General features: G+C 67.6%; 22 protein-coding genes. 11 read left to right on the plus strand and 11 right to left on the minus strand.

Annotated features, from left to right (window positions below; translation table 11 throughout):
* On the minus strand, nucleotides 1–360 hold the full coding sequence (locus AMY39116_RS45715; RefSeq protein WP_235716243.1) for a ClpX C4-type zinc finger protein: 360 nt from the start codon (nucleotides 358–360) through the stop codon (nucleotides 1–3).
* Between the two features lie 138 nt (nucleotides 361–498).
* A complete protein-coding gene (locus AMY39116_RS43770; protein WP_020421162.1) occupies nucleotides 499–777 on the minus strand; it encodes a helix-turn-helix domain-containing protein in 279 nt (92 codons plus the stop codon).
* Between the two features lie 574 nt (nucleotides 778–1,351).
* Here AMY39116_RS43770 and AMY39116_RS0329270 point away from each other — a divergent pair.
* Genes AMY39116_RS0329270 through AMY39116_RS0329280 form a run of 3 tightly spaced genes read left to right on the plus strand, consistent with a single transcriptional unit; the run spans nucleotide 1,352 to nucleotide 3,129 of the window.
* A complete protein-coding gene (locus AMY39116_RS0329270; RefSeq protein ID WP_157358732.1) occupies nucleotides 1,352–1,966 on the plus strand; it encodes a hypothetical protein in 615 nt (204 codons plus the stop codon).
* Between the two features lie 13 nt (nucleotides 1,967–1,979).
* Nucleotides 1,980–2,369 carry a hypothetical protein gene (locus AMY39116_RS43775; RefSeq protein WP_157358733.1) on the plus strand — a complete coding sequence of 130 codons (390 nt, stop codon included), beginning with the start codon at nucleotides 1,980–1,982 and terminating at the stop codon, nucleotides 2,367–2,369.
* Between the two features lie 58 nt (nucleotides 2,370–2,427).
* Nucleotides 2,428–3,129: a TetR/AcrR family transcriptional regulator gene (locus AMY39116_RS0329280; RefSeq protein WP_020421165.1), complete on the plus strand. Its 702-nt coding sequence runs from the start codon at nucleotides 2,428–2,430 to the stop codon at nucleotides 3,127–3,129.
* 300 nt (nucleotides 3,130–3,429) lie between these two features.
* Here the strand turns inward: AMY39116_RS0329280 and AMY39116_RS46385 are convergent, their stop codons facing one another.
* From AMY39116_RS46385 to AMY39116_RS47935, 3 genes are all read right to left on the minus strand, one after another.
* Nucleotides 3,430–3,576, minus strand: a complete 147-nt coding sequence (locus tag AMY39116_RS46385; RefSeq protein ID WP_157358734.1) for a hypothetical protein — start codon at nucleotides 3,574–3,576, stop codon at nucleotides 3,430–3,432.
* A gap of 97 nt (nucleotides 3,577–3,673) precedes the next feature.
* Nucleotides 3,674–4,594, minus strand: a complete 921-nt coding sequence (locus AMY39116_RS0329290) for an NUDIX hydrolase (RefSeq protein ID WP_020421167.1) — start codon at nucleotides 4,592–4,594, stop codon at nucleotides 3,674–3,676.
* A 394-nt stretch (nucleotides 4,595–4,988) separates the two neighbouring features.
* Nucleotides 4,989–5,114, minus strand: a complete 126-nt coding sequence (locus tag AMY39116_RS47935) for a hypothetical protein (protein WP_020421168.1) — start codon at nucleotides 5,112–5,114, stop codon at nucleotides 4,989–4,991.
* A gap of 512 nt (nucleotides 5,115–5,626) precedes the next feature.
* Between AMY39116_RS47935 and AMY39116_RS43780 the strand changes: the two genes are divergently transcribed.
* Nucleotides 5,627–6,799, plus strand: coding sequence for a pentapeptide repeat-containing protein (locus AMY39116_RS43780; protein ID WP_162146056.1), 1,173 nt, complete (start codon nucleotides 5,627–5,629; stop codon nucleotides 6,797–6,799).
* 526 nt (nucleotides 6,800–7,325) lie between these two features.
* A complete protein-coding gene (locus tag AMY39116_RS0329305) occupies nucleotides 7,326–8,450 on the plus strand; it encodes an asparagine synthase-related protein (protein WP_020421170.1) in 1,125 nt (374 codons plus the stop codon).
* On the opposite strand, the gene AMY39116_RS0329310 is transcribed toward AMY39116_RS0329305, so the two are convergent.
* The 3 genes from AMY39116_RS0329310 to AMY39116_RS43790 all read right to left on the minus strand — a co-directional run bounded on the left by AMY39116_RS0329310 (nucleotide 8,432) and on the right by AMY39116_RS43790 (nucleotide 10,341).
* On the minus strand, nucleotides 8,432–9,235 hold the full coding sequence (locus AMY39116_RS0329310; protein ID WP_202961469.1) for a GNAT family N-acetyltransferase: 804 nt from the start codon (nucleotides 9,233–9,235) through the stop codon (nucleotides 8,432–8,434). The two genes, AMY39116_RS0329305 and AMY39116_RS0329310, sit on opposite strands and share 19 nt — an antisense overlap.
* 153 nt (nucleotides 9,236–9,388) lie before the next feature.
* On the minus strand, nucleotides 9,389–9,868 hold the full coding sequence (locus AMY39116_RS47005) for a hypothetical protein (protein ID WP_020421172.1): 480 nt from the start codon (nucleotides 9,866–9,868) through the stop codon (nucleotides 9,389–9,391).
* A gap of 2 nt (nucleotides 9,869–9,870) precedes the next feature.
* On the minus strand, nucleotides 9,871–10,341 hold the full coding sequence (locus AMY39116_RS43790) for a hypothetical protein (RefSeq protein ID WP_193354400.1): 471 nt from the start codon (nucleotides 10,339–10,341) through the stop codon (nucleotides 9,871–9,873).
* 137 nt (nucleotides 10,342–10,478) lie between these two features.
* On the opposite strand from AMY39116_RS43790, the gene AMY39116_RS0329325 reads away from it, so the two are divergent.
* Nucleotides 10,479–10,877, plus strand: coding sequence for an excisionase family DNA-binding protein (locus tag AMY39116_RS0329325; protein WP_020421174.1), 399 nt, complete (start codon nucleotides 10,479–10,481; stop codon nucleotides 10,875–10,877).
* A 42-nt stretch (nucleotides 10,878–10,919) separates the two neighbouring features.
* Nucleotides 10,920–11,948: a DUF3039 domain-containing protein gene (locus AMY39116_RS44830; RefSeq protein WP_020421175.1), complete on the plus strand. Its 1,029-nt coding sequence runs from the start codon at nucleotides 10,920–10,922 to the stop codon at nucleotides 11,946–11,948.
* Nucleotides 11,949–12,005: 57 nt separating this feature from the next.
* Here AMY39116_RS44830 and AMY39116_RS43800 read toward each other — a convergent pair whose 3' ends face one another.
* The 3 genes from AMY39116_RS43800 to AMY39116_RS44835 all read right to left on the minus strand — a co-directional run bounded on the left by AMY39116_RS43800 (nucleotide 12,006) and on the right by AMY39116_RS44835 (nucleotide 14,921).
* Entirely contained in the window at nucleotides 12,006–12,440 is a 435-nt protein-coding gene (locus AMY39116_RS43800) for a hypothetical protein (protein WP_157358735.1), read from the minus strand.
* Nucleotides 12,441–12,771: 331 nt separating this feature from the next.
* On the minus strand, nucleotides 12,772–14,055 hold the full coding sequence (locus tag AMY39116_RS0329340) for a (d)CMP kinase (protein WP_020421177.1): 1,284 nt from the start codon (nucleotides 14,053–14,055) through the stop codon (nucleotides 12,772–12,774).
* Nucleotides 14,052–14,921, minus strand: coding sequence for a sigma factor-like helix-turn-helix DNA-binding protein (locus AMY39116_RS44835; protein ID WP_020421178.1), 870 nt, complete (start codon nucleotides 14,919–14,921; stop codon nucleotides 14,052–14,054). Before AMY39116_RS44835 ends, AMY39116_RS0329340 begins: the two co-directional genes overlap by 4 nt.
* A gap of 299 nt (nucleotides 14,922–15,220) precedes the next feature.
* Between AMY39116_RS44835 and AMY39116_RS43810 the strand changes: the two genes are divergently transcribed.
* From AMY39116_RS43810 to AMY39116_RS0329365, 4 genes are all read left to right on the plus strand, one after another.
* Nucleotides 15,221–15,418, plus strand: coding sequence for a hypothetical protein (locus AMY39116_RS43810; RefSeq protein ID WP_020421179.1), 198 nt, complete (start codon nucleotides 15,221–15,223; stop codon nucleotides 15,416–15,418).
* A 114-nt stretch (nucleotides 15,419–15,532) separates the two neighbouring features.
* Complete coding sequence (locus AMY39116_RS0329355; protein ID WP_235716244.1) at nucleotides 15,533–17,017, plus strand: hypothetical protein; 1,485 nt, start codon at nucleotides 15,533–15,535, stop codon at nucleotides 17,015–17,017.
* 613 nt (nucleotides 17,018–17,630) lie between these two features.
* Nucleotides 17,631–17,867: a hypothetical protein gene (locus AMY39116_RS0329360; RefSeq protein ID WP_020421181.1), complete on the plus strand. Its 237-nt coding sequence runs from the start codon at nucleotides 17,631–17,633 to the stop codon at nucleotides 17,865–17,867.
* Nucleotides 17,864–18,811 (plus strand): hypothetical protein, encoded by a 948-nt coding sequence (locus AMY39116_RS0329365; RefSeq protein ID WP_020421182.1) that lies wholly within the window; start codon nucleotides 17,864–17,866, stop codon nucleotides 18,809–18,811. The genes AMY39116_RS0329360 and AMY39116_RS0329365 overlap by 4 nt, the downstream gene beginning before the upstream one ends.
* Nucleotides 18,812–19,662: the final 851 nt, after the last annotated feature.

Genomic DNA, 19,662 nt, shown 5'->3' on the forward strand with positions numbered 1-19,662 from the left:
CTACTGAGGTGTCCCGCGGGCTGCTCTTCTTCTACCCCAGGTCGCGGCGGAGGTCCCGCACGAGGGTTTCGAGCTCGTCGAGCTTGCTGCGCAGGCGGTTCCGATCGAGCCCCCACCGGTGATGTTCTCGATGCCGGGTACGTCGCCGGGTTCGCCTTCGAGGATGATCTCCAGGGACAGCATGACGCACTCGTCGCAGATGCAGACACCGCTGTCGGCGGCGACAAGCCTGTTGACCTGGTCCCGGCTCTTTCCGCAGAAGTGACACCAGAATTTGCCCCGCTCGGGCGCGGTGGGCTTCTTGCGGATGCGCCACGACTTCGACGTGATCGCTCCTGGTCCTTCCTCCGTGCCGATCACGGATCACGGCTGCCTCCACAGTGACAGGGAGGCTGCGCGCACGCAGGCAGCGGGCAGGGCGGGCTGGGGAAGCGGGTGTCTGAGCCGGGCTGTGCCCCGGTGCCTTCGCTGCCGGGGGTTGGCCAGTCATCGACGCGGTTACTCGTCGGCGTAGGGGTCCTTGGCGGGCGGCGGGTCCGGCAAGTCCTGAATCAGGCTGGCCAGCGGCACCTCAAGGGCTTTCGCGAGCCGCGCCAGGATGAGCAGCGTCGGGTTTCGCAGGCCTCGTTCGATCTGAGAGACGTAGGTCCAGTGGACCAGCGCCTTGCGGGCGAGGCGTTCCTGGCTCCAGTTCTTCGCTTCCCGAGCAGCACGCAGGTTGTCAGCCAGTTTGCGCGTGAAGTCGGACGGGTGGTCGTCTGGCTGATCATCGGGCATAGGCCGCAATGACTATCGCCTTAAAGATCATCAAACCAGAGACGATCTTCACTAGGAGAAAAGTCTCTAAGAGACTATGGTCTTAGACTGTCGGGCAAAGACGCAGGTAGAAAAGTTGAACGAATGTCAACAACTGTCCGACAGAGCCCCGGACCTGGTGGCGAGATCTCCACCAGAGCCGCTGGAGAGGCCGTGACGACTGAGCTGCACCCCAACGTCCAGACGGTGCGTTGCTGCACCGGTGCGACGCCCTGCCCGGCGTCGCTGTGCGCCCTCATCCGCGACTGCGTGCAGCCCAGCGCAGTGGACGAGTGCGCGATCACCTATGTGCGCCGGGCGGGCGTCGGCCGAGAGGTGGCGGCCGACGCCGACGTGCACTGCTGCAACTGCGGAGTGCCGCGGTGGACGCCGGGCAGTGGGGTCTGGCGTAACACCTGGGCCGGCCGACCGCATTGCGGGAACTGCCTTGCCGAGGACGTCGACGAGGTCGCTGGCCTGCTGGGGCTCCTGGCCGAGGCGGTCGATGAGGAGGAGCTATGGCCCTGGACATGCTCGCGAACCGGCGGTGCTGGCGATGACAGGCGGGGACGACGAGGACCAGCCGGGCATGAGCTTCGAGCACGTGCGGCAGCAGCCGCAGGCGGCGTTCGCCACCGAAGTCGATGGCCAGTGGATCGCCATCGACCACTACCAGCTGGCCTCGGCGATCGCGCTGCTCCTGCTGCGCGACGCCGGTGGGGTTCTGCGCATGCCGAGCAGCGTGTGGAACCGGGCGCGCGATGCCGTGGAGTCCGCGGCGCCGTTCGGTCTCGCCTCGGATTGGCTGAAGGAGAAGGACTGGCTGCTGTTTCAGCTGCACGAGCGGCCGCGCGTGCAGATCCTCGACATCCGCGTGCAGGCCGACGGCGCGGTGACCGGGACAGCAATCGAACCGCCGCGAGCACGAGGCGGCATCAGCGGTGACGCTGAGATCGACCGCCACATCGCCATCGTCCGCGCCGTGCTCGGCTTGCGCGGCGGCCGGCTGGAGTGCGTCCTCAGCCGCTTCGTGCTCGCCGCCTTTGACGTGCAGGAGAAGCACGAGTGGCGTGTCATCGTGGAGAGCGACGGCGAGGACACCCTGATCCACCTGATCCAGCCGAACACGCCGCCGCACGTCCAGCTTCTCGGCCCCGCGGCCGGGCAGTAGCGCGGGGGCCGCCATGCCGTTGAGCAAACCCGCGATTCAACTGCCCGCGGGGCCGCCGTCCAGCGCCATGATCGTGCGTTTGCGGCTCGGTGTCTTCGTCGGCGATCGGATCGTGGGCCACACCGGGCTGACCGCTCACTGGGTGCCCCTCTGGTACGGCGTGCCGCATCAGCTGGTCACCTACTGCGGTGTGGCGTTCCGGCGAGACCACGCCGAACTGCTGGACGGGCCCCGCGGGCAGCCGTGCGAGCCGTGCCTGATCCGGATGGCCCAGGATCGGTTGCCGGACCCCGCGCTGCTGCGTTGGGCGACCTGGCGGCCGCCCCATCCGCGTCCAGCACCCGGCGGCCCGTACGTTCCGCTCGAAGGCGGGCCGGAGGAAGGAGGTCTACGTGGCTGGTGACGACGGCAGGACCCGCAAACGGTCGGCCAGGTCCGCGATGGCACAACGGCAGAGTCCCATGCGAGGCGGCCGCACGCGGTCCCGTGACACGGCGGGGCTGCCCGCGGTCACCCCGGAACGCATCATCGACGCCGCCCTGGAGTTGACCGCCAGGTACGGAGCCGAATCGTGGACGCTGCGCCAGCTCGCCGGCGCCATCGACGCCTACCCGGCAGTGATCTACCACCACGTCGGCGACCGGGACACGATCGTGATGGCGGTCGTCGACCGCGTCATCGCCATGTACGAGCTGCCGCCCGCCGAGCTGGAGTGGCGAGCCTGGTGGCGCCAGTTCCTCACCAACCTCCGGGTTGTGTTCACCCGCTACCCCGGCGTAGCCCGGCGGGTCGCGCTCAACGGCCCCTCGATCGAGACGGGCGGGCCCACCGTGGACTGCGCGATGAGAACGCTCTTGCGCGCTGGGTTCGAGCAGGACGAGGCCGCCATGGTGTGCCGCCTGCTGGTCAGCCAGGCCTGCCTGTTCATCTCGCTGGAGGACGACCAGCGCACAGCCAACAAGGCCAAGACGCAGATCTCCAGCGGGTGGGGCGAGCCGACGGCGGATCCGGACCTGTCCGGCCTGGCCACGCTCAGCGAATCGGTCCACGAGCGCCTCGCCGATCCGGAGAAGAACCGCGACTACTTCGGCGAGCTGTTCGACTACGCCGTGGACCGGGTGCTGGACGGCGTCCAGGTGCGGCTCGACAAGGTGACGCGCTGATTGCCCGCCAGCGCGCCGGGCCGCCCTGGTGAAGTAGTCGACGACAGCTCACGCTGCCCGTCCTGGGGTTTCGGTGCTTGTGTCCCGCCTGTGGTCGGCGTACACCGAAGGTCGTGGGCGAGCAGCACGGCACGCCCGAACAGGGCGAGCCCGAACTCTGCGACCTGTGCGGCGCGGTCGTCAGCGACGAGACCGAGCTGTAGGCGCTCGTGCCGGACTCCTCAGCCATCCACGCCCACGATCCGACGTTCGAGGGCCAACGGCTGGTCAGCGCCTGCACCACGGAGCACTTGCACGAACTCACCGAACAGCTTCGGCGGCGACCGTTCGTCGACGCCGTAGCTGTGGGCCGGGAAGGTTCTCCGGGCGGCGGCTGGCGCGCTCGGCCGGCGGGTCGACGATGCCGTTCTGGTCGAGCTGACTGGGCTCACCATCGAGCAGATCCACGCCGGAATCGCCTGGCACAACGAACGCGCCCGCTCCTATCGCGAGCAGCGCGATCCCGGCGACGGCACGACTGCTCCGTGAAGCGGAGCTCCGGCGGCTACTCGATCGCGGCGGCGACGGCGCGCTGGTGGTCGGGCCACATCCGCTCGAGCACCGCGTCGTAGAGCTCATCGACGTCAACCCACCGTGCCTGGGTCGTCTCGTCCAGCGCGGGCAGGCCTTGGGCGGGGAGCTGGACGCGCACGGTGTAGGTGACCGTCCAGGCGTGCAGGGTGTGGGGCGAGCTGACTGGCCGGATGCCGCGGACCAGCCGAGCGGCCACCTCGCGCGGGATGACCAGGCCCGTCTCGGCCTCGGCCTTGCGGGCGGCCGTGGTGACGATGCCGTCGAGCGTGACCGGACGGTAGCCGACCCGCCACTGCGCCGCGGTGCGGCCGACGTCGGCGGGAATGGCATAACCGCCGGGCAAGCTGGGGATCGTCCCGGCGTCGGTGGACCTCGGCACGATCAGGACCCGCCCCGCGGGGGTGGTGACCACGGCGTCGGCGACGACGGTCTCGCCGTACCACCAGCCGTAGCCCAATCCCGTGCACAGCCCGATGCGGGCGTCGGCGAGCAGTTGCTCGTGGTGCGGGTGCAGAGGACGTCCGTGCTGGTCCAGCACCCACCCGCGGGCTCGGCAGTAGTCCTGCAGCCCCGGGTCGATCTGCTGCGGCAGGGTCGTGGCGGTCGCGATGTCCGGGTCGACGGTCCCGGGGTAGACGGCCGCGCGGTTGGGGTGGCCGTCGACGTCGAACCCGGGCGGGATGGTCGCCCGGCTGTCTGGTGTGCCAGGACGGTAGCCGGGGCTGGAAGCGTGGAGGCGCGACCCGTAGCCGGGCTGGACGGTTCCAGCGACGTTGCGCGCGATCTCGTCCAGCTCGCCGGGCGTGTAGCCGCGGTCGCCGTAACCCTGCCCCCACGATTCCTCGTCCGGCAGCAGGAACCGGTCCAGGTCCATCAGGTCGCTGTTGGTCATGGGCTCATGCTGTCGCTCACCGGGCCGTGGCAGATAGACGTTTCGCGTTGCCAGTCCACGCCGGCAACCAGGAAAACAGGAAACAGGCTGGTCCGAGGGTTGGAGCCGCAGCAGGCCCGCTCACGACCAGCTGTCCGGCGGGCGGAACTTCCGGCAGCTGACTGCAGGGTTTCCGGCATCGGGTTTCCGGTCGAGTTTCGAGGTTTCCGACGATGCAGAAAACCCCTTCACGGCATGCCGCGAAGGGGTTTTCTGGTGACGTGAAACTCTGTTGATTAACCTTCCGTGCAACTCCCGCGCGTGCTCCGCGCTGACTCACGGAAACTACCACCTCCTGATTGACGATTGCCGATTAGTTTTTTCTGGTTTTAAAACCCGCAGTAACTTGGTAGCATCAGAGATGCAGCCAGGGAAACCACGAAGGGAAGTGCTCGCGGAAGAACTCGACGAGCAGCTGGGCACCGAAGCGGCACAGCAGCTGCGTGAGCCATTCCGGCAGCTTGGAGACGCGTCTAGGCAACTTCCTTCCTCCTTCCTGGCGTCGGAGTACTCGTCGGTGACGCGACGGGTACGACGGAGCCCCCACTCGGACGCCACGAGTGGGGGCCTTCTTGCGCTCACAAGCCTACCATTTCCGCAGGGCGCCATGAATGGCTTTCTCGCGCTACTAATAAAGTTATCGAATAGCCCTACGTACGGACTCGACAAAATTGCCTAGACGGATAGGACTAGACGGATAGGGAACGGTGCTGGTCAGAGCATCGGCGCTACCACCCGACGAACACCGGCAGCTGCGCCACCCAGGACGCATCCGCAACCGGACAGTGGCGAGCATCACGCCACCGGGTCCGCCGCGGCGGGCGCCATCCGCCTGGCTGTGACGTGGCACGTCCGGGAAACGATATGCGGGATGTGAGAGCTGGACTGTCGCGGTGGCGGCGTCGTGGTCGAGATCGACCGCAGGAGCTGAAGCCGATCTCGGGGTGGCTGCTGCTGCCGGCCGTGGTGCTAGTAACGGCCGCGACGTGGTTGGTGTACGTCCTCACCACCCGCGTTGCCGGCCCGGATGCTGGGGCGAGCGCACGGATCGACATCGTCAAGACCGCGTTGACAACCGCGGCAGGCACCGGTGGCGCGATCGCGCTGCTCCTGGCGTTTCGCCGCCAACACACCAGCGAGATCACCGGGGCGCACACCATCCGTGACGCCACTGAGCGGCGCGTTACCGAACTCTACGGGCGTGCGGTCGACCAACTGGGCTCTGACAAGGCCGCGGTGCGGCTCGGCGGGCTCTACGCCCTCGAGCGCCTCGCGCAGGACAACCCCAGCCAGCGGCAAACCATCAGCAACGTGCTGTGTGCCTACCTGCGCATGCCCCACACCCCACCGCCGCACCCCGGCCACGGGCGTGGACAGGCCCGTCGCACGCGCCGGATCGCTGGCGCCGCGGCAGCCCAGCGCCCTGACGGCAACGAGCAGCGTCGGCAGGAACACGAGGTCCGCCTCACTGCCCAGCGAATCCTGCAGGACCACCTACGCTGCCCAGACCCCCAGTCCCCGCCGTTGACGTACTGGCCCAACATCGACCTGGATCTCACCGGCGCACACCTCACCAACCTCGACCTAAGCCAATGCCGCGTTCGAAGCGCCCGATTCGCGTACGCGCACGTCACCGGTCCTACCTTGTTCGAGGGCGCGACCTTCACTGGTGATGCCTTGTTCGACGATGCGACCTTCACCGGCCATACCTGGTTCGGGAAGGCGATCTTCAGCAACGCCGCTTCATTCTGGGGCGCGACCTTTACGGGCCCATCCTTGTTCGACCGCGCGACCTTCACCGGCGATGCCTGGTTCGCAGGCGCGACCTTCACCGGCGATGCCTTGTTCGGCGGCGCGACCTTCACCGGCGATGCCTGGTTCGCAGGCGCGACCTTCACTGGCAAGGCCGTGTTCCAGGGCGCGGCCTTCACCGGCGAGGCCCGCTTCGGGGGCGCGACCTTCACTGGCAAGGCCGTGTTCCAGGGCGCGGCCTTCACCGGTGATGCCTGGTTCGGGGGCGCGACCTTCGCCGGCGAGGCCAGCTTCGACGGCGCCGCTGTCGCGGAGGGCGCAGTGAAGCCGTCGGTGTGGCCGGCTGGGTGGACCGTCGCGAAGCGGAGCTCCCCGAAGGGGCACCGGGAGGTCGTACGGACCGCGGAGCCCTAGGAGGTGACCTCTCCGGAGGCCGCTGGTGGACGCCGGCATCGCAGATAGATCACCAGGCAGGCACACAGCATCACTAGCACGGCGGATGGTGCTGCGCCATGAGGTCGGTGATCATCGGGTGGGCAGTTTTGCTGATCTTGAGGGGGTTGGATGTCGGCGAAATCGCATCCGGGGGATGGGTCCCATGGTCGTGGTGTGAAGGGGCGCCTGGCGGAATCGGACCACCACAGGTCTTGGGATGTCTTGCGCAGCCTGGTGCGTGGGCTGCGCGCGCTGCGCCATCGGTGAGCACCGCGCGGGTGCCGTGACCCTGCGCCCTGCATACCGCTCCAGTGGCGCGCCAGGGTGCCTCCACACGTCGCCGTGGGATGCCGCTGGCTCGCGACCGCGGGTCGACCTCGCAGCGCTGGCGTTCCTGTTCACCGGCCCTGGCTTGCAGGGCGAGTTCAGCGTGGCGCCGTGGCACGGGGTGGAGACGGTGTGGCCGGCACCCGCGCCTGTTCACCGGCCGCGCCCTCTGCGTGAGGTGTTCGGCGAGGTGGTCGCCGAGTTGTGTGAGGGCGTGGACACGGTGGCGGTCACCGTGTCGGGCGGCCTGGACTCGCTTGCGGTGCTGCTGCAGGTCGCGGCGCTGCGGCCCCGGCGCCGGGTGCTCGCCTACTGCACCGACCTCGTCGACGACCACGGCCTGGCGGCCGCCGACGTGGTCGCGCGTCTGATCCGGGATCTGGCGCTCGGGGTCGAGCTCGTGGTGCTCGACCCCACCGACTGCGGCGCGGAACCGGCCTGGTCGCCGCACGGGCCGCGGCTGGATGCCTTACCGGGCGCCAACGCCACGATCGCCCATCTCGCTGCTGAGCGTGGCGCGGGTGTGGTGCTGTCGGGCAACGGGGCCGATGAATTGCTCGCCGTGCCGCGCTATCTCACCCCGCTGCTGCTGCGTTCGGGGCGGCTGCTGGCCGCCTGCCGCTATCTGGGCGACTCCCGGCGTTCCGGTCCGGGCTGGACCGGTGAACTGCTCGCCACCGCAGCCGGCCTCTTGCCCGCCGAGCGGCGGGCCCGCTGGTACTGGGCGGCGAACTGGCCCGAATGGTGCCAACCGGCCATCTCTCCGGTGGTCGCTGAATTGTGGAGAGCGCCGGCGCTGACCCGCGCCCAGGAATGGATCACCGGCACCCTCGCCGAGCACGCCCGCACGCGCCGCAGCTGGGCGGCGGCCGACGCGCACGACGCGTTCTGGCCGCGCAGCTACCTACCGCCCAACGGCTCGGTGCCCGAGGCCTCCCCGTTTCTGCACCCGGCCCTCGTGGCGGCCGCGCTGGCGACGCCGCTGACCGACCGCTACGACCCGCGTCTGCCCACGGCCTATCAGCGTTGCAAAGCCGCAGTTGTCGGCTTGCTCCCGCCGGCGGCGCGGGCGGTGCTCCCGCCGCGCAAGCAGTACTACCGTCACGCGCTCACCGCGGCGGTGTCCGGACCTGTGCAGGCGCCGTTCGCGGTCGCCGCCGGTCTGCTGGATCCCGCAGCACTCGCCGGCGAGCTGGACACCGCAGTGCGGATGAACGTGCTCGCGGTCGAGTCGTGGCTGGCCGGTGCGCTCCAGGCCGGGGCCGAGATTCCGGGTACCGAAGCTCAGCGCTCCAGCCGGTAGGAGTGCAGCCGGTCGTACTCGATGAACCCGCTGGCGTCGTAGAGCCGGTTGGCCGCCGTCCGATCCCGCTCACCGCCAGGCTCGTCATCGTCGACGAACAAGATCACTTCGGAGGCGCCGAGCTCGGTCAGCAGCTGCAGCGCCGAGCCGAGCAGCGCCCGCCCGTACCCACGCCCGCGGGCCTCGGGCTCGCTGCTGATCCACCACAGCACGCCGATCCCGAACACCGGCACCCCGACGGTGGCCTGCGCGAGCGCCTGGTCTCGTTCGACCACGGTCAGCTCGCGGACGTCCGGCTCTGGGGCCTCGATCCGCACCTCGGGAAGCCGTGACAAGTCGTCGGCGGGCAGCCGGCGGCCCATGTACCGCCACAGGTTGGTGCCGACGAATCCGGCCTCGACCAGGGCCGCCGCGGTCACCGGCCGGTGCCGCACGGGCAGCGCCTCCAGACCGAGCCCGAGGGCGGTGGCAAAGCTGAACGCTTCCACCACCCGGTGCTCACGTAGCTCAGCCAGGACGTGCTGCAGCAGAACGTCGATCGTGGTGCGGTCTTCCCGCGCGTGCAGCCACAGCAGCACCCCCGCGCCATCCCGGGACCGCGTGGAGAACGACACCACCCCCACGACCTCGCCGTCGCTGGTCGTGGCCACAGCCGTGCGCGGCGCGGCCAGCTCCTCCCACCACGACGAGTCGACCGGCGAGCGGCCGGCGATAGCCTCGCCGAGCATCTCGGCTGTGGCGACCGGCTGGCCGGGAAGCCTGTCCGCGTTGACCAGCTCGAGCACAGCGTGATGGTCAGCGGCCTCCAGCGGCCGCACCGCGAGCCCTGCGGCGGTGATGCCCATGAGCGCGCCTACCCTTCCGACCTGCACGGCAGCCCGTACGACAGCTGTAGTCCCCGATCGTCCCGCGCTCGCCCGGGAAGTGCGAACCCGGAGCTAGGCGTGCTCGGCCGTGGCGGGGGATGCCGACCGAGCTTGGCTGGCGTGTCGGTGGAACGCGGCCTCGAGCGCGGCCGGGCCGAGTAGTTGCAGGAACGAGCGGCCATCGCAGTCGTGGCACAGCGTCGTGCACGCGACGTCGTAGCCGCCGGGCCGGCTGAACGCGGCGACCACCGGGCGCAGACCGGAGACGTCACCGCAGCCCGCGCACGTCTCGGCCACCGGGCATCCGCTCGTGTCGAGCAGCGCTTCGTCCGGCCCGGTGAAGTCCAGATCCTCGACGTCGTCGAAGTCGTCTCCGGGGCCGAGGTAGTGCCAGCCGGCGAGGTCGAGCCCGGCCGGGACCGGCGAGACGCTGACGAGGTCGAGGTCGACGTGACGGTGGCCGCCACGATCGTGCTGGCGCTTGGCCGCGCGGGCCGCGCGGCGGCGGAGCTTGTCGGCGCGGCCGGTACGGGAGCGGTTCCCCTTGCCCATGCTCAGTTCTCCGCTTCGGTGGTGTCGTGTTCGGTCGCGGTCACCGCGCTGGTCGGGTTCTTGCGGCGCGGTGGGCGGCCCAGGCGCCGGGCGACGTCCTCGATCTCGTCGTCGTCGTAGGCGGTACGGGTCCCGGAGATCGACATCCCGGTCGCGGCGGCCAGGTCCTTGAGCTGGTAAGGCTGGGGCCGCACGAATTCGCGGGCGTAGGCCACCAGCAGCCGCATCCGCGCCTCGGCCTCACGCATCTCCTGTCGAGCCGTGCCGATCTCGGCCAGCAGCGGGTCGAAGTACTCCTCGGCGTGCTCTGCGGTGAGCCGCAGGTTCTGCTCGAACTCGCGCCGCTGCTCCGCCACCTCGTCGCGCCACGCGTCGAGCCCGCACCGCGCCTCCTCGTCCGCGTCATCAGGCAGCGGGTCCGGCCACGGGTACACGATGTCGACCAGGTCATCGATCATGTCACGCTTCGTCATGTAATTCAGTATGCGCCATTGATTGCGAAGTTCGCAACCAGATTCACGCAGTGCAATGTATTGCGCGGGCATTAGGAGACGAGGTGTCATCTGCGACATCTGTGGCATCTGTGTCATGCGCCGAGTACCATGAAATTATGCAGAAGCTGACCAGCCAGTCCCTGCCTGCCGAGCAGCTCGACGCACTCGAGTCCTATGCCCAGCAAGCCCCCGGACCCGAGCTGCAAGAGCTGCTGCAGACCCTCGCCAACTGCCTCCGCGCCGGCGAGGACATCATTGCGCACTCGCCGACTGCCACGCTGACACCCAATCAAGCTGCGAAAGAGCTCGGTATGAGCCGCACGCACCTATGCAAGCTCCTCGATGCGGGCGTCATTCCCTCCCACCGTGTTGGCCGCGATCGCCGTATCTACCTCGCTGACGTCGCCCGGTTCGAGCAAGCACGCGACCGGGACCGCCGTGAGCTCGCCGAGCGCTTCGCCGCGCGAGACAAGACACGCGCTGCAGCGATTGACGAGCTCGCCGACTTGCTCTGACCAGCGCAGCCGTGCGTGTGGTGGGCACGGCATGATTGACGAATGCTCAGCCGCCGTGCCCGCCCCACCTTGCGCACGCTTCGAGAAGATCTGACGAACGGCTGGGAGAGTCCGTACCCGCCGCGCCAGCTCTCGATCGGCAACTATGAGGAACTGCACCCTCTCGCTGACTTGCCGCACCCGATTATCACCAAGGCCGCGGCGTCGTTCCCCGAGGAGGCTGCTGACGACAACTACGTCGGCCGGATCCAGTCGTGCTCCAGCCTCACCCTGCTTGAAGTCAAGGCCGGCCAATGGCGCGGCGGAGTGTGGATCGACGACGCCGGCACGTGTTGGCTTCTCATCGCGGGCTTGGCAAAAGGTGATCACGAAGACCATGACGACTTTTACGAACGAATCGCCCGGATTGAAGCCGACGGACCTGGCATCGCGGCCCTGCGTCCGACTGACGAGGACATCCGTCTGCACAAACGCGAAGCAGTCTCGGCTGCGATGCAGCAGTGGGACCTCGACACGCAGGTCACACTCACTGAGCAACTTCACAGTGTCCAAGATGGTGGGACCACACGCGCTGTTATCCGGCATCCTCTCGCCGACAGACTTCCCCCCAGTGAACAAACATTCGCTGAGGTTCGGCTGACCATGACGCCCGTTAGGGACGATGACTACGAAGCCGATGAGATCGACCTCGAGATCCTTACCTCGAGCCGCTGGGCGGGCAGTGGACTCGAATGGCAATTCATCCTGAGGGCACTGAGCGTGCTGAACCCACCCGAACAGAGCTGGGATCGGGTCGGCAATACCTTCAGCACCATCGCAGAGCCGGGCGACTACGTCCACCGGGTTCGAGAACTCGACCAGCTCAATGCGCAGCAAGAACTTGCCCAATCACAGCCCGGGCAGCACGCCCATTACACGCACCGCCGTGGCTTGACCGAAAGCACCTACAACGGAAGCGCAGTGCGCGCACTCTGCGGAGTTGTCTTCGTCCCCATGCAGGACCACGTCGACATGCCCTCTTGCCCAACCTGCCAGCAGCGATATCAGCAGCTCGGCGCAGTCCATGCGTGAGCGGCGCAGGTGAGCTGTCTGGCTGGGCAACCGCCGCGACAACTCGTGTCTCCGTCGTCAGGTGGCGGTTACCTGTTGCCGGGTCACTGTGAACTGGTGCTGACGTAGTTGCTGGTTGATCAAGGTAGTGTCGCCGACCTGCATCCACTGGGGTCCGACGCCGACGCCACCGTGGTTACGAGCCAAGCATGAGCAGGTGCAGTCGTAGAACGTGGCCGGGTTGGCTTGCTGGCATCGGGTGTCGCACTTCTCGGTCTCGTTGAACTCCAAGAGGACGTCTACCGCCCCGAACTCGCGCGCCAACGCGACAATGACGTCCTTGAGGTGGACACGCGCCAGCCGGAACACCCCTGCGTCGTACTCGATGCGGACTCGAGCGCCCGCTGCGTCCTTCAGCAGGTCGCGATTCAGGTGTCTTGGTTCGCGGTAGGGGATACGGACCTGGATCTTGGTGGGATCAGCCAACAGGCGCTTCACCGACGGTCGTCGCATCCGTTCATGATGAACGGCGGCAACGTCCCTCCGCACTTGTTTGCCGAAGGTTCTGGCAGCTCAGCTCCCCTCATCCGGCTAGGGGTGGCTCCGGCGAAGCCGCTGCACCTCCGAGGTGAGTCCCGCGCCTCGCATCTGATCTGGTGCGCGCCGGTGCTGGGTCCTGGGTGCCCTCCACAGGAGGCGGGTGTCTGCCGACGAGAGCGTGGGTTTAGGAGTTGGGGTGTTGGTCGGACTGGGCCCCCCTTCGGCCCCTGTAGAACCTCCGAACCTAGTAGTGAGCCTCTACGGTGCGCCTGCAAAGGCGGCTTGCGGACGGCGCTGCGTGCTCTTACCGGTTCGGCGGTTGGCCGATGGCCAAATGTGCGAACTCGTCGCCGAGTAGACCTCGTTGTTCGGCGAGGCTTACGACAAGGCTGACCGCGGCATCAAGCGAGTGCTCAGCGATGTCCAAATCGACGGCATCCCTAACGTCGCGACGTCTGGTAGTCGGCAGACTGTTCCCTACAAGCCTGATCTTGAGCGGAGACTCGGGTGCGACGACCGTTCCGATGTCGCGTCCGGCAACCACGATCCCATCGCCAGCGGTGGTTCGTTCTTCGATGAGCTGGCGCAGTCTGTGGACACACACCTGACGGATTTCTGGTTCAGCAGCGACGGTCGGCATCGCTTTAGAGACGGTAGGACTGTTGATCAATGCGAGTAGGGCTTCGTGCGCCGGAAACCCGCCAGGAGGCACTGCGCGAATAGCGTCGGCAAATAGGCGGCCGCGATGCGCAATCTCAAAGATTTGCTGCTCATCGTTGATGTCGATGCCAGCCTGCAATACAGCAAAGGTCGCCATCCGATACAACAGGTGAGAGTCCAGAAACCAGGCGTTCACTTTGGTTGCGACTCGGCTCGCGATCGACAACTTCTCGCTGCTAGCAGGACCATCGATCGCCACGCCATCGATCGCCACGACGCCGCGCAGAGTGCGTCCCTGTGCCGGGCTTTGCCTCGCCGGCCCAGCGGCGAGCTTACGGAGCAGTCCCGACAGGTAGCTCTCGACCGTCCTCTCCTCCAGCGTCAGCCGTTCACCAATCTCGCGGTTCGTCAACCCTTCCCTTGCCAAGATGAACACCTGCTGCTCACGCCCGGTCAGAACCGGAAATCTGACCGCAGTTCCGTCGTCAGCGGAGGCGATCTGTTGTCCTGGGATTTGCACCAGGCCTGGAAGGTCTGCCACCGAGGTGCCTTCGTCCGTATCAGGCAACCAGCGGGCCACCCATTGCTGGCGACGTTCGTTGGCCTGAACAGACGATGGCGGATTCTGGCTGCGGCGTATGGCGTCCGCTGCGATCTCCGGTGGAGTCTCCCGACGCAACTTCTGCGCCTCGGATGTCCCGAGTGACGTGCGTTCGATCTCCTCCAAGTGGCCAAGGATGGCCTGCAGGTTTGCGCTGGGATTGACGGAGGCGCCCGTGCTGGCCAAGTCGTGGATATAGGTGCCGAGTTCGAACAGATCTCGCCGACGGACATCGTCGGCGTGCAGACGCTGCAACTCGTCAAGCACGGCCTTGGCGCGCCGGAGGCGGGCCAGCAAGTCGTGGCGGTCGGGAGTATCGGCGGTCATGTGCGCTCCCGTGATGTCTGGCGACGGCGTGCTTGCCTCCGGTACCGGTAGAGCATCTGTTTCACCGCGTCCTCGGTGGTGCCGAGCTCGGCTGCGACCTCAGCATGGGGCTTGCTGTAGATCGCCACGGCGGCGACGGCGTACGCGAGGCGCGCGGGCAGGGGAGCGAGCTCGGTGCGGAACTGTTCCCAGTCGACCGCGATGTCGGCCGGATCGTCGTCGAAGCGGAGGTCGATCGGCCGGGGCGACGTGTCCTGCTGCTGAGTGGGGTCGAGCCCGTGCGGCCCGGCCTGGTGCCAGTGCTGGTGCTGGGCGAGCCAGGGGCGAAAGACGCCGGAGAACACCAGTAGGCAGGCGCCGACGAAGTAGGTGGACAGCGAGGCTCCGCGATCCGGGTCCCATTCGCCGCCAATCAGGGCTCGCTCACGGAACAGCCGCAGCGCTCGCGCCACCGTCTCCAAGGCCAGTTCCTGACGGTCCTCGGCGCCCGCTGGACCAGCGAGGAAGTCGCGGACGTCTTCCGGGCAGGTGACTGGGCGGTTCTTGTCGGCGCACAGGGCGTAGATCAGGCGGCGGCGGATCCAGGACCGGATCACCGGGTAGCCGTAGCTGACCAAATCCGCCTGGAACACCTCGAAGTCCGATCCCTGGAACCCCTCCGCCCGGAGCTTGTTGATGCGGTGCCGCTCGGCGGTCAGCCGGGCGAGGTTGCTGGCCGCCTCGGATTCCTCCCGGTCCTCGTCCGTCGTGCCGGTCAGCGCCGTCGTAGCGAGCAGCGCGTGCTCGATGGGCTCGAACGAAACCTGGTCGTCCGGTTGTAGGGGCGCAGCCGGACGCGGCGGCTGCTCACCGGCCGGGTCACCCACCACGCTCTCCTCCACCTTCGCCTGAACTGTAGGACGCCCCCTGGTCCCCAGGGCTCGTCCACGTGCGCCCCTCCTCGGCCACGGCCTCCGCTCCTCCGTCGCTCCGCGCCGTGTCCGCTGAGGAACGCACGTACACGACCCCTCGTATGCAGCAGGTGGGCGCCGAGGTAACGGGCTATTTCAAGATCTTTTAAACCTGCTCGGTCTTCAGATTTTCGTTACCTGAGCTGCAGGTTTGTGCCTACAGCCCGGACAGAGTCCGGGGCTGAACCCGGCACGACCTTGTTCAGGAGAACACCATGCCCGACCGCGACGACGACCAGGCCGCCGCCCTGCTGACCGTGCGCACCGCTCTCGTGTTCCTGCTGTCGGTCCTCGCCGGAACCGGCGCGGCCGTCCTCACCTGCCTGGCCGGCCACCGGGGCGCGGAGGCTGTCCTGATCGGGCTGGGTGTGCTCGCCGCCGCGATCAAGTTCTTCCACTGGCTCATCCGCTGACCAGCCAGCGTTAACCCGTCGCCTGCGAGCGCACGAACCCTGCTGCCGAAACTGTCAGTGCCTTCGCGTATGCATGGTGTTGTCGTACCGGCCGACGCCGAGGGAGCCAGCGCTGTGGGGACCACTCAGTACGTGCACAAGATCAGCCAGGAAGAGCTCTGTGCTCTCCTTGAGGTGGATGAGCGGGGCTTGCAGAAGCTGGCGCGGCGCCGCGCGCTGCCGGACTGGTACGAAGCCGACGAGGATGGCACCTGGTGGTCCATCCCCGCGATCCGCGCCTGGATCGCCGAGACCGGCTACCGGGCGCCGCGGGATCTCACCTTGGACTGGTGGGTCGACGGCGCCGAGCCTGCCCGATTCCTCGGCGCCGAACTGATCCGCCGCCGCGCCGACGAGGAGCCGACGGCTGTGCTGCAGCACTGGCGCACCATGTCCGGAGACGTGGTTGTGGCGTGGAACACCCGACGCGGCACGATCAAGCGCAACGACTTCAACGAGTGGGCACCCCACGCCGACGCCCGGCTCGTCGTTGACGGGGCCTGGGGGCGTGGCGGCCCCGACCTGCGCACCTGGCCGCCCACACAGCTGAACGCACACAGCGTCCTGGTCAACTGGGTTGATCTTGCGCGCGTCCTAGGACGCCCGGCGCCCTTCTGGCCCGGCCGCCTGCGCCACCCGGACCTCATCCTCGCCTGGCGCCCCGGCGACCCACTCGTCCAGCACGTCGGCGTGCTGCCCCTGGACATCCAGCCACTGGTCCGGATGGCCCTGCTCTACCCGCCCGAGCACGTCACCCACCGCGCGCTGATCCACACTGCGCAGGTCATCACCCACCGCTGCGCCGCGCACCGCTGCGCCGACCTCAGCATCCTCGCCGAGCGACTCGAGGACGGCAGGCTCACCAGCCACGACATCGTGCTCGCCGCCGACGCCGTGCCCGGTGACGAGGACAGCCTGCCGTGGGAGCTGGACCAGACGCTCGCCCGCGCCGGGTGGCGCGAGGTCCTGCACCGCCGTGACCGGCTCGCCGAAGAGTGCGTGCGCACCATCGTGCTGTGGGACGGCGCGTCGATCTTTCCCTGGTCCTACCCGTTGGTCATTCCTCGCACCGCAACCGGGATGGAGTTCCTCTCCCGGCTGCAGCCGGCCGATCGCACCGCGATCTACCACGCGATCGACCGCGGCCGCGCCGCCACCGCCATGGTCGACCCGGTCACCGACATGCCCGTGGCGCTTCCCGCCGACGAGAGCGCGGACATCATCGGCCTCGCGCCGCAGCGTCTGCCAGCGGCCAGTCCACTGTCGACGCTCATCCTCGACGAGGACACGGACGAAAATCAGATGGTGTGGATCCGCACCGCGGACGGCACCCTTTTCCCAGCGCCCAACGACCACTACGCCGGCCTGAGCTGGGGCTATAACGGCAACGGCCCCAGCACCCTTGCGGCCGTCGTCAACGTGCTGCTCGAGGACATCAACGCCCAGGCCGCGAGTATCAGCGACGACGCTCCCCGAGGGCTGGTGGCGTTGTTCACGCAGAAGTGGGCTCCGGGCACCATCCTCACCCGCGACCAGTTGGAGCAAGCCCGCCACACGTGACCGGGATTGGCCTCGACCGCAGAGAGGTGGAGCGGAAATGACGAGGCCCGGAGTAGGGCTTCCGCTGCAACGGAAGCTCCTCCGGGCCTCTACATGGGGATCGACGCCACCCGGGCTCGAGTTGGGTTTCGCTCTCCTCCACGTCCGCAGCCTCGGGCTGACCCTGGAGGGCCCGCCGAGCTGCGCTACAAGCATTACCCCCTTCCGGCGGGGGAAACACAACCCCCGCCGGACAACTCCGGACGGTTCCAGCTTCCCGAGTCGGCTCAACCAGATTCGCCTACTACCTTGTTGAATGGTGTTCAAACCGCGAGCGGTCTCCCACGCGGGCGTGTGGTTCAAGTCACACTGATGGCAGTTTCTTGAGACGCTGAACTGGGCTTTTCCGCGGACGGACAAAGCTGGACGCTGGAACTCCTTTGTGAACCTACCGTTTTGTGGTGCTCTTTGTGTGGACGGGACAAATCGTGACCTGGCCGTGGTGGTGGCTGCAACCACCGCAAGCTGCGGACGGTCGCATGACTCGCTCCACCGGATGCGCATCCGCCACCCGGGCTCGAAATGGGGGCGTCAGCGACGCTGCTGGCGCCCCTCGCTACCTCTTGGAGTTCTCATGGGCAACACCCGTGTGCTCGTGCTGCCGAGGCGAAGGTGCGTGACGATCACGTATCTGCACGTCCTCACGCTGGCCGAGCTGGGCACGTTCATCATCACGCTGGTCCTGCTCGGCACTGCATTGCAGGCCGCGATGTTCGCGGCGATCGCACTGTTCAGTGTCGTCGTCCTGGGCCTGATTCCGCCGGCGAGCGGGAAAACAGGCGGCCTCGCCGGGCAGGTGATCGAGGTATGACGTCGACGGTCTCGGGCAGGTGGCTGCCCCGGCTGCACAGCGCCATCGACATGCTGATCAAGGAAAAGCCCGAGTGGTGGCTGGACACTGCCGGGATCCGGAATGAAGGCGAGCCGGCCCGCGAGGCGAATGGCGAACCGAAGGTCGATCCGGACTGGCGATTCTTCACGGCTGCGCGCGACGTCCGCACCCCCAAGCTCCTGGCCTGGCAGGTCTACGAGGGGATCGTGGATGCGCTGGACTGTTCGTCGAACCAGCGGCAGCGGATTCACGCGATGTACCTGGCCGCCCAGAAGGAAGAAGCGGACCGCGCTGCCGTCACCAGCGGGCAGCGCGCCGAGGTGGCCGTGACGACGACTAAGCCGAAACAGGACGAAGCGGTGCTTCCGCCACAGGTTTGTGCCATCTCGTCGGAGGCGCAGTTCATGGACCAGCTGCGGGCGCTGAAAGCGAGGTCCGGCCTATCGCTGCGCCGGCTGGAACAGGAACTCCGCAGCGAGGCGCCGCGGGAAGCCCGTGGGCGAAGCGCACTTCACGCACTGTTTGAAGGGACCTCGATTCCGGACAACACCGTCTTCCTGAAGGCGTTGCTGACCGTGATCTTCAAGCGCCTCGGCGAGTTCGACTACGACTATCCCGGTGGTCTGCCGGCTGCTTACGCCGACGTGGCGAAAGCGCTCGTCGAAAAGCGGTATCAGCGCGCGCGGCTTCTGAAGCCGCGCCGGCGTCGACAGTTCGTGCTCCCTGGTGAGGAGACTCTAGCCGTGGCTTTCGTGCAGCCCGATGAGGTGGCTGCAGCCCTAGCTGCGGTGGAGGCGGCGCGACGGCAGGCGGAAACCGACCCTGACCTGGATCTGCGGGGGCTGGCGACGGCCGAAAAGATCCTGCGCAGTGTCGCCGCAGGGGATGCGGTCTGGGACTCCGAAGCCAGCCTTACGGCCTGACCGGAGGTTGGCCGGACCCCGGCGCGCAGGTAGGACGTGAGGTCCCGAGGAGCGACGATCCCAGGGACCTCTCCGAGCCGCTCGGGCAGGTTGACGTTGGGATGGCTTCCTGCCGCGCTGGTGGACGAGTAGGGGCGTTGTATGAAGCTGACTGCTGTTGTGGGTGGGGAGTGCGGGCGTCGTGAACGCCCGCGCTTCTGGCTCGTCCGCTGTGGTCGTTCCATCTGGGTCGCCGTGCGGCAAGCGAGGACGTAGCCGGGCACACGGGCCCCGCACGCCCGTGACCCCCGTGCCGCCGAGCTGGCGGCCGGCGAGCGGTTTGGGGGCTAGCAGGTGTCGGCGACCTCGGCGCGGTCTTGGTCAGCTGACCGCACCGCCGGGCAGCGCGCGCTGCCCGCGGTCCAGCTGGCGTGATCGCGTCTGGGGTGTCGGTTCTCCGGCGGGGGGTTGTTTCTCGCGGGGGATCCGTCCCACGCCGGAGGCGTGGGGTGTCTGCGCGGGCCCGTGGTTTCGGAGTTGGCGAGTTGGGGTGTTGGTTGTTTGTGTGTCTGGTGGTTCGGTAGTTTGGGTGTTGGGGAGCGGAGCGACCAGGTGACCCGGTGCAGGTATGTTTCCGGGGTATGATATAAGCGCGGAGCGCTTAGCCTGTTTCCCTTGCGTAGCAAGGGTTCCTTTTTAGACAGTCGCTACTGTGAAGAAACTCGTTGCGTAGCAACGTGTTTCGGCGCACTGTCTACAACGACTATCCCAAATGGACGTTACCGCGAACCGAAAGACGTTGCGTAGCAACGGCTTTCGGTGGTATGAACCACCGTCAGCGCCCGCCGGAGGCGAGGCGCTGGGCAACCGGA

Source organism: Amycolatopsis sp. ATCC 39116, assembly GCF_000231075.2.
In the GTDB taxonomy this organism is placed as follows: Bacteria; Actinomycetota; Actinomycetes; order Mycobacteriales; family Pseudonocardiaceae; genus Amycolatopsis_E; species Amycolatopsis_E tucumanensis.

What these genes read in the sequence shown, in the direction of transcription:
- AMY39116_RS43770 (WP_020421162.1), bottom strand. Translation starts at nt 777, where the DNA reads ATGCCCGATGATCAGCCAGACGACCACCCGTCCGACTTCACGCGCAAA.
- AMY39116_RS0329270 (WP_157358732.1), top strand. Translation starts at nt 1,352, where the DNA reads ATGACAGGCGGGGACGACGAGGACCAGCCGGGCATGAGCTTCGAGCAC.
- AMY39116_RS43775 (WP_157358733.1), top strand. Translation starts at nt 1,980, where the DNA reads ATGCCGTTGAGCAAACCCGCGATTCAACTGCCCGCGGGGCCGCCGTCC.
- AMY39116_RS0329280 (WP_020421165.1), top strand. Translation starts at nt 2,428, where the DNA reads ATGCGAGGCGGCCGCACGCGGTCCCGTGACACGGCGGGGCTGCCCGCG.
- AMY39116_RS0329290 (WP_020421167.1), bottom strand. Translation starts at nt 4,594, where the DNA reads ATGACCAACAGCGACCTGATGGACCTGGACCGGTTCCTGCTGCCGGAC.
- AMY39116_RS47005 (WP_020421172.1), bottom strand. Translation starts at nt 9,868, where the DNA reads ATGGGCAAGGGGAACCGCTCCCGTACCGGCCGCGCCGACAAGCTCCGC.
- AMY39116_RS43790 (WP_193354400.1), bottom strand. Translation starts at nt 10,341, where the DNA reads ATGACGAAGCGTGACATGATCGATGACCTGGTCGACATCGTGTACCCG.
- AMY39116_RS0329325 (WP_020421174.1), top strand. Translation starts at nt 10,479, where the DNA reads ATGCAGAAGCTGACCAGCCAGTCCCTGCCTGCCGAGCAGCTCGACGCA.
- AMY39116_RS44830 (WP_020421175.1), top strand. Translation starts at nt 10,920, where the DNA reads ATGCTCAGCCGCCGTGCCCGCCCCACCTTGCGCACGCTTCGAGAAGAT.
- AMY39116_RS43800 (WP_157358735.1), bottom strand. Translation starts at nt 12,440, where the DNA reads ATGCGACGACCGTCGGTGAAGCGCCTGTTGGCTGATCCCACCAAGATC.
- AMY39116_RS0329340 (WP_020421177.1), bottom strand. Translation starts at nt 14,055, where the DNA reads ATGACCGCCGATACTCCCGACCGCCACGACTTGCTGGCCCGCCTCCGG.
- AMY39116_RS43810 (WP_020421179.1), top strand. Translation starts at nt 15,221, where the DNA reads ATGCCCGACCGCGACGACGACCAGGCCGCCGCCCTGCTGACCGTGCGC.
- AMY39116_RS0329360 (WP_020421181.1), top strand. Translation starts at nt 17,631, where the DNA reads ATGGGCAACACCCGTGTGCTCGTGCTGCCGAGGCGAAGGTGCGTGACG.
- AMY39116_RS0329365 (WP_020421182.1), top strand. Translation starts at nt 17,864, where the DNA reads ATGACGTCGACGGTCTCGGGCAGGTGGCTGCCCCGGCTGCACAGCGCC.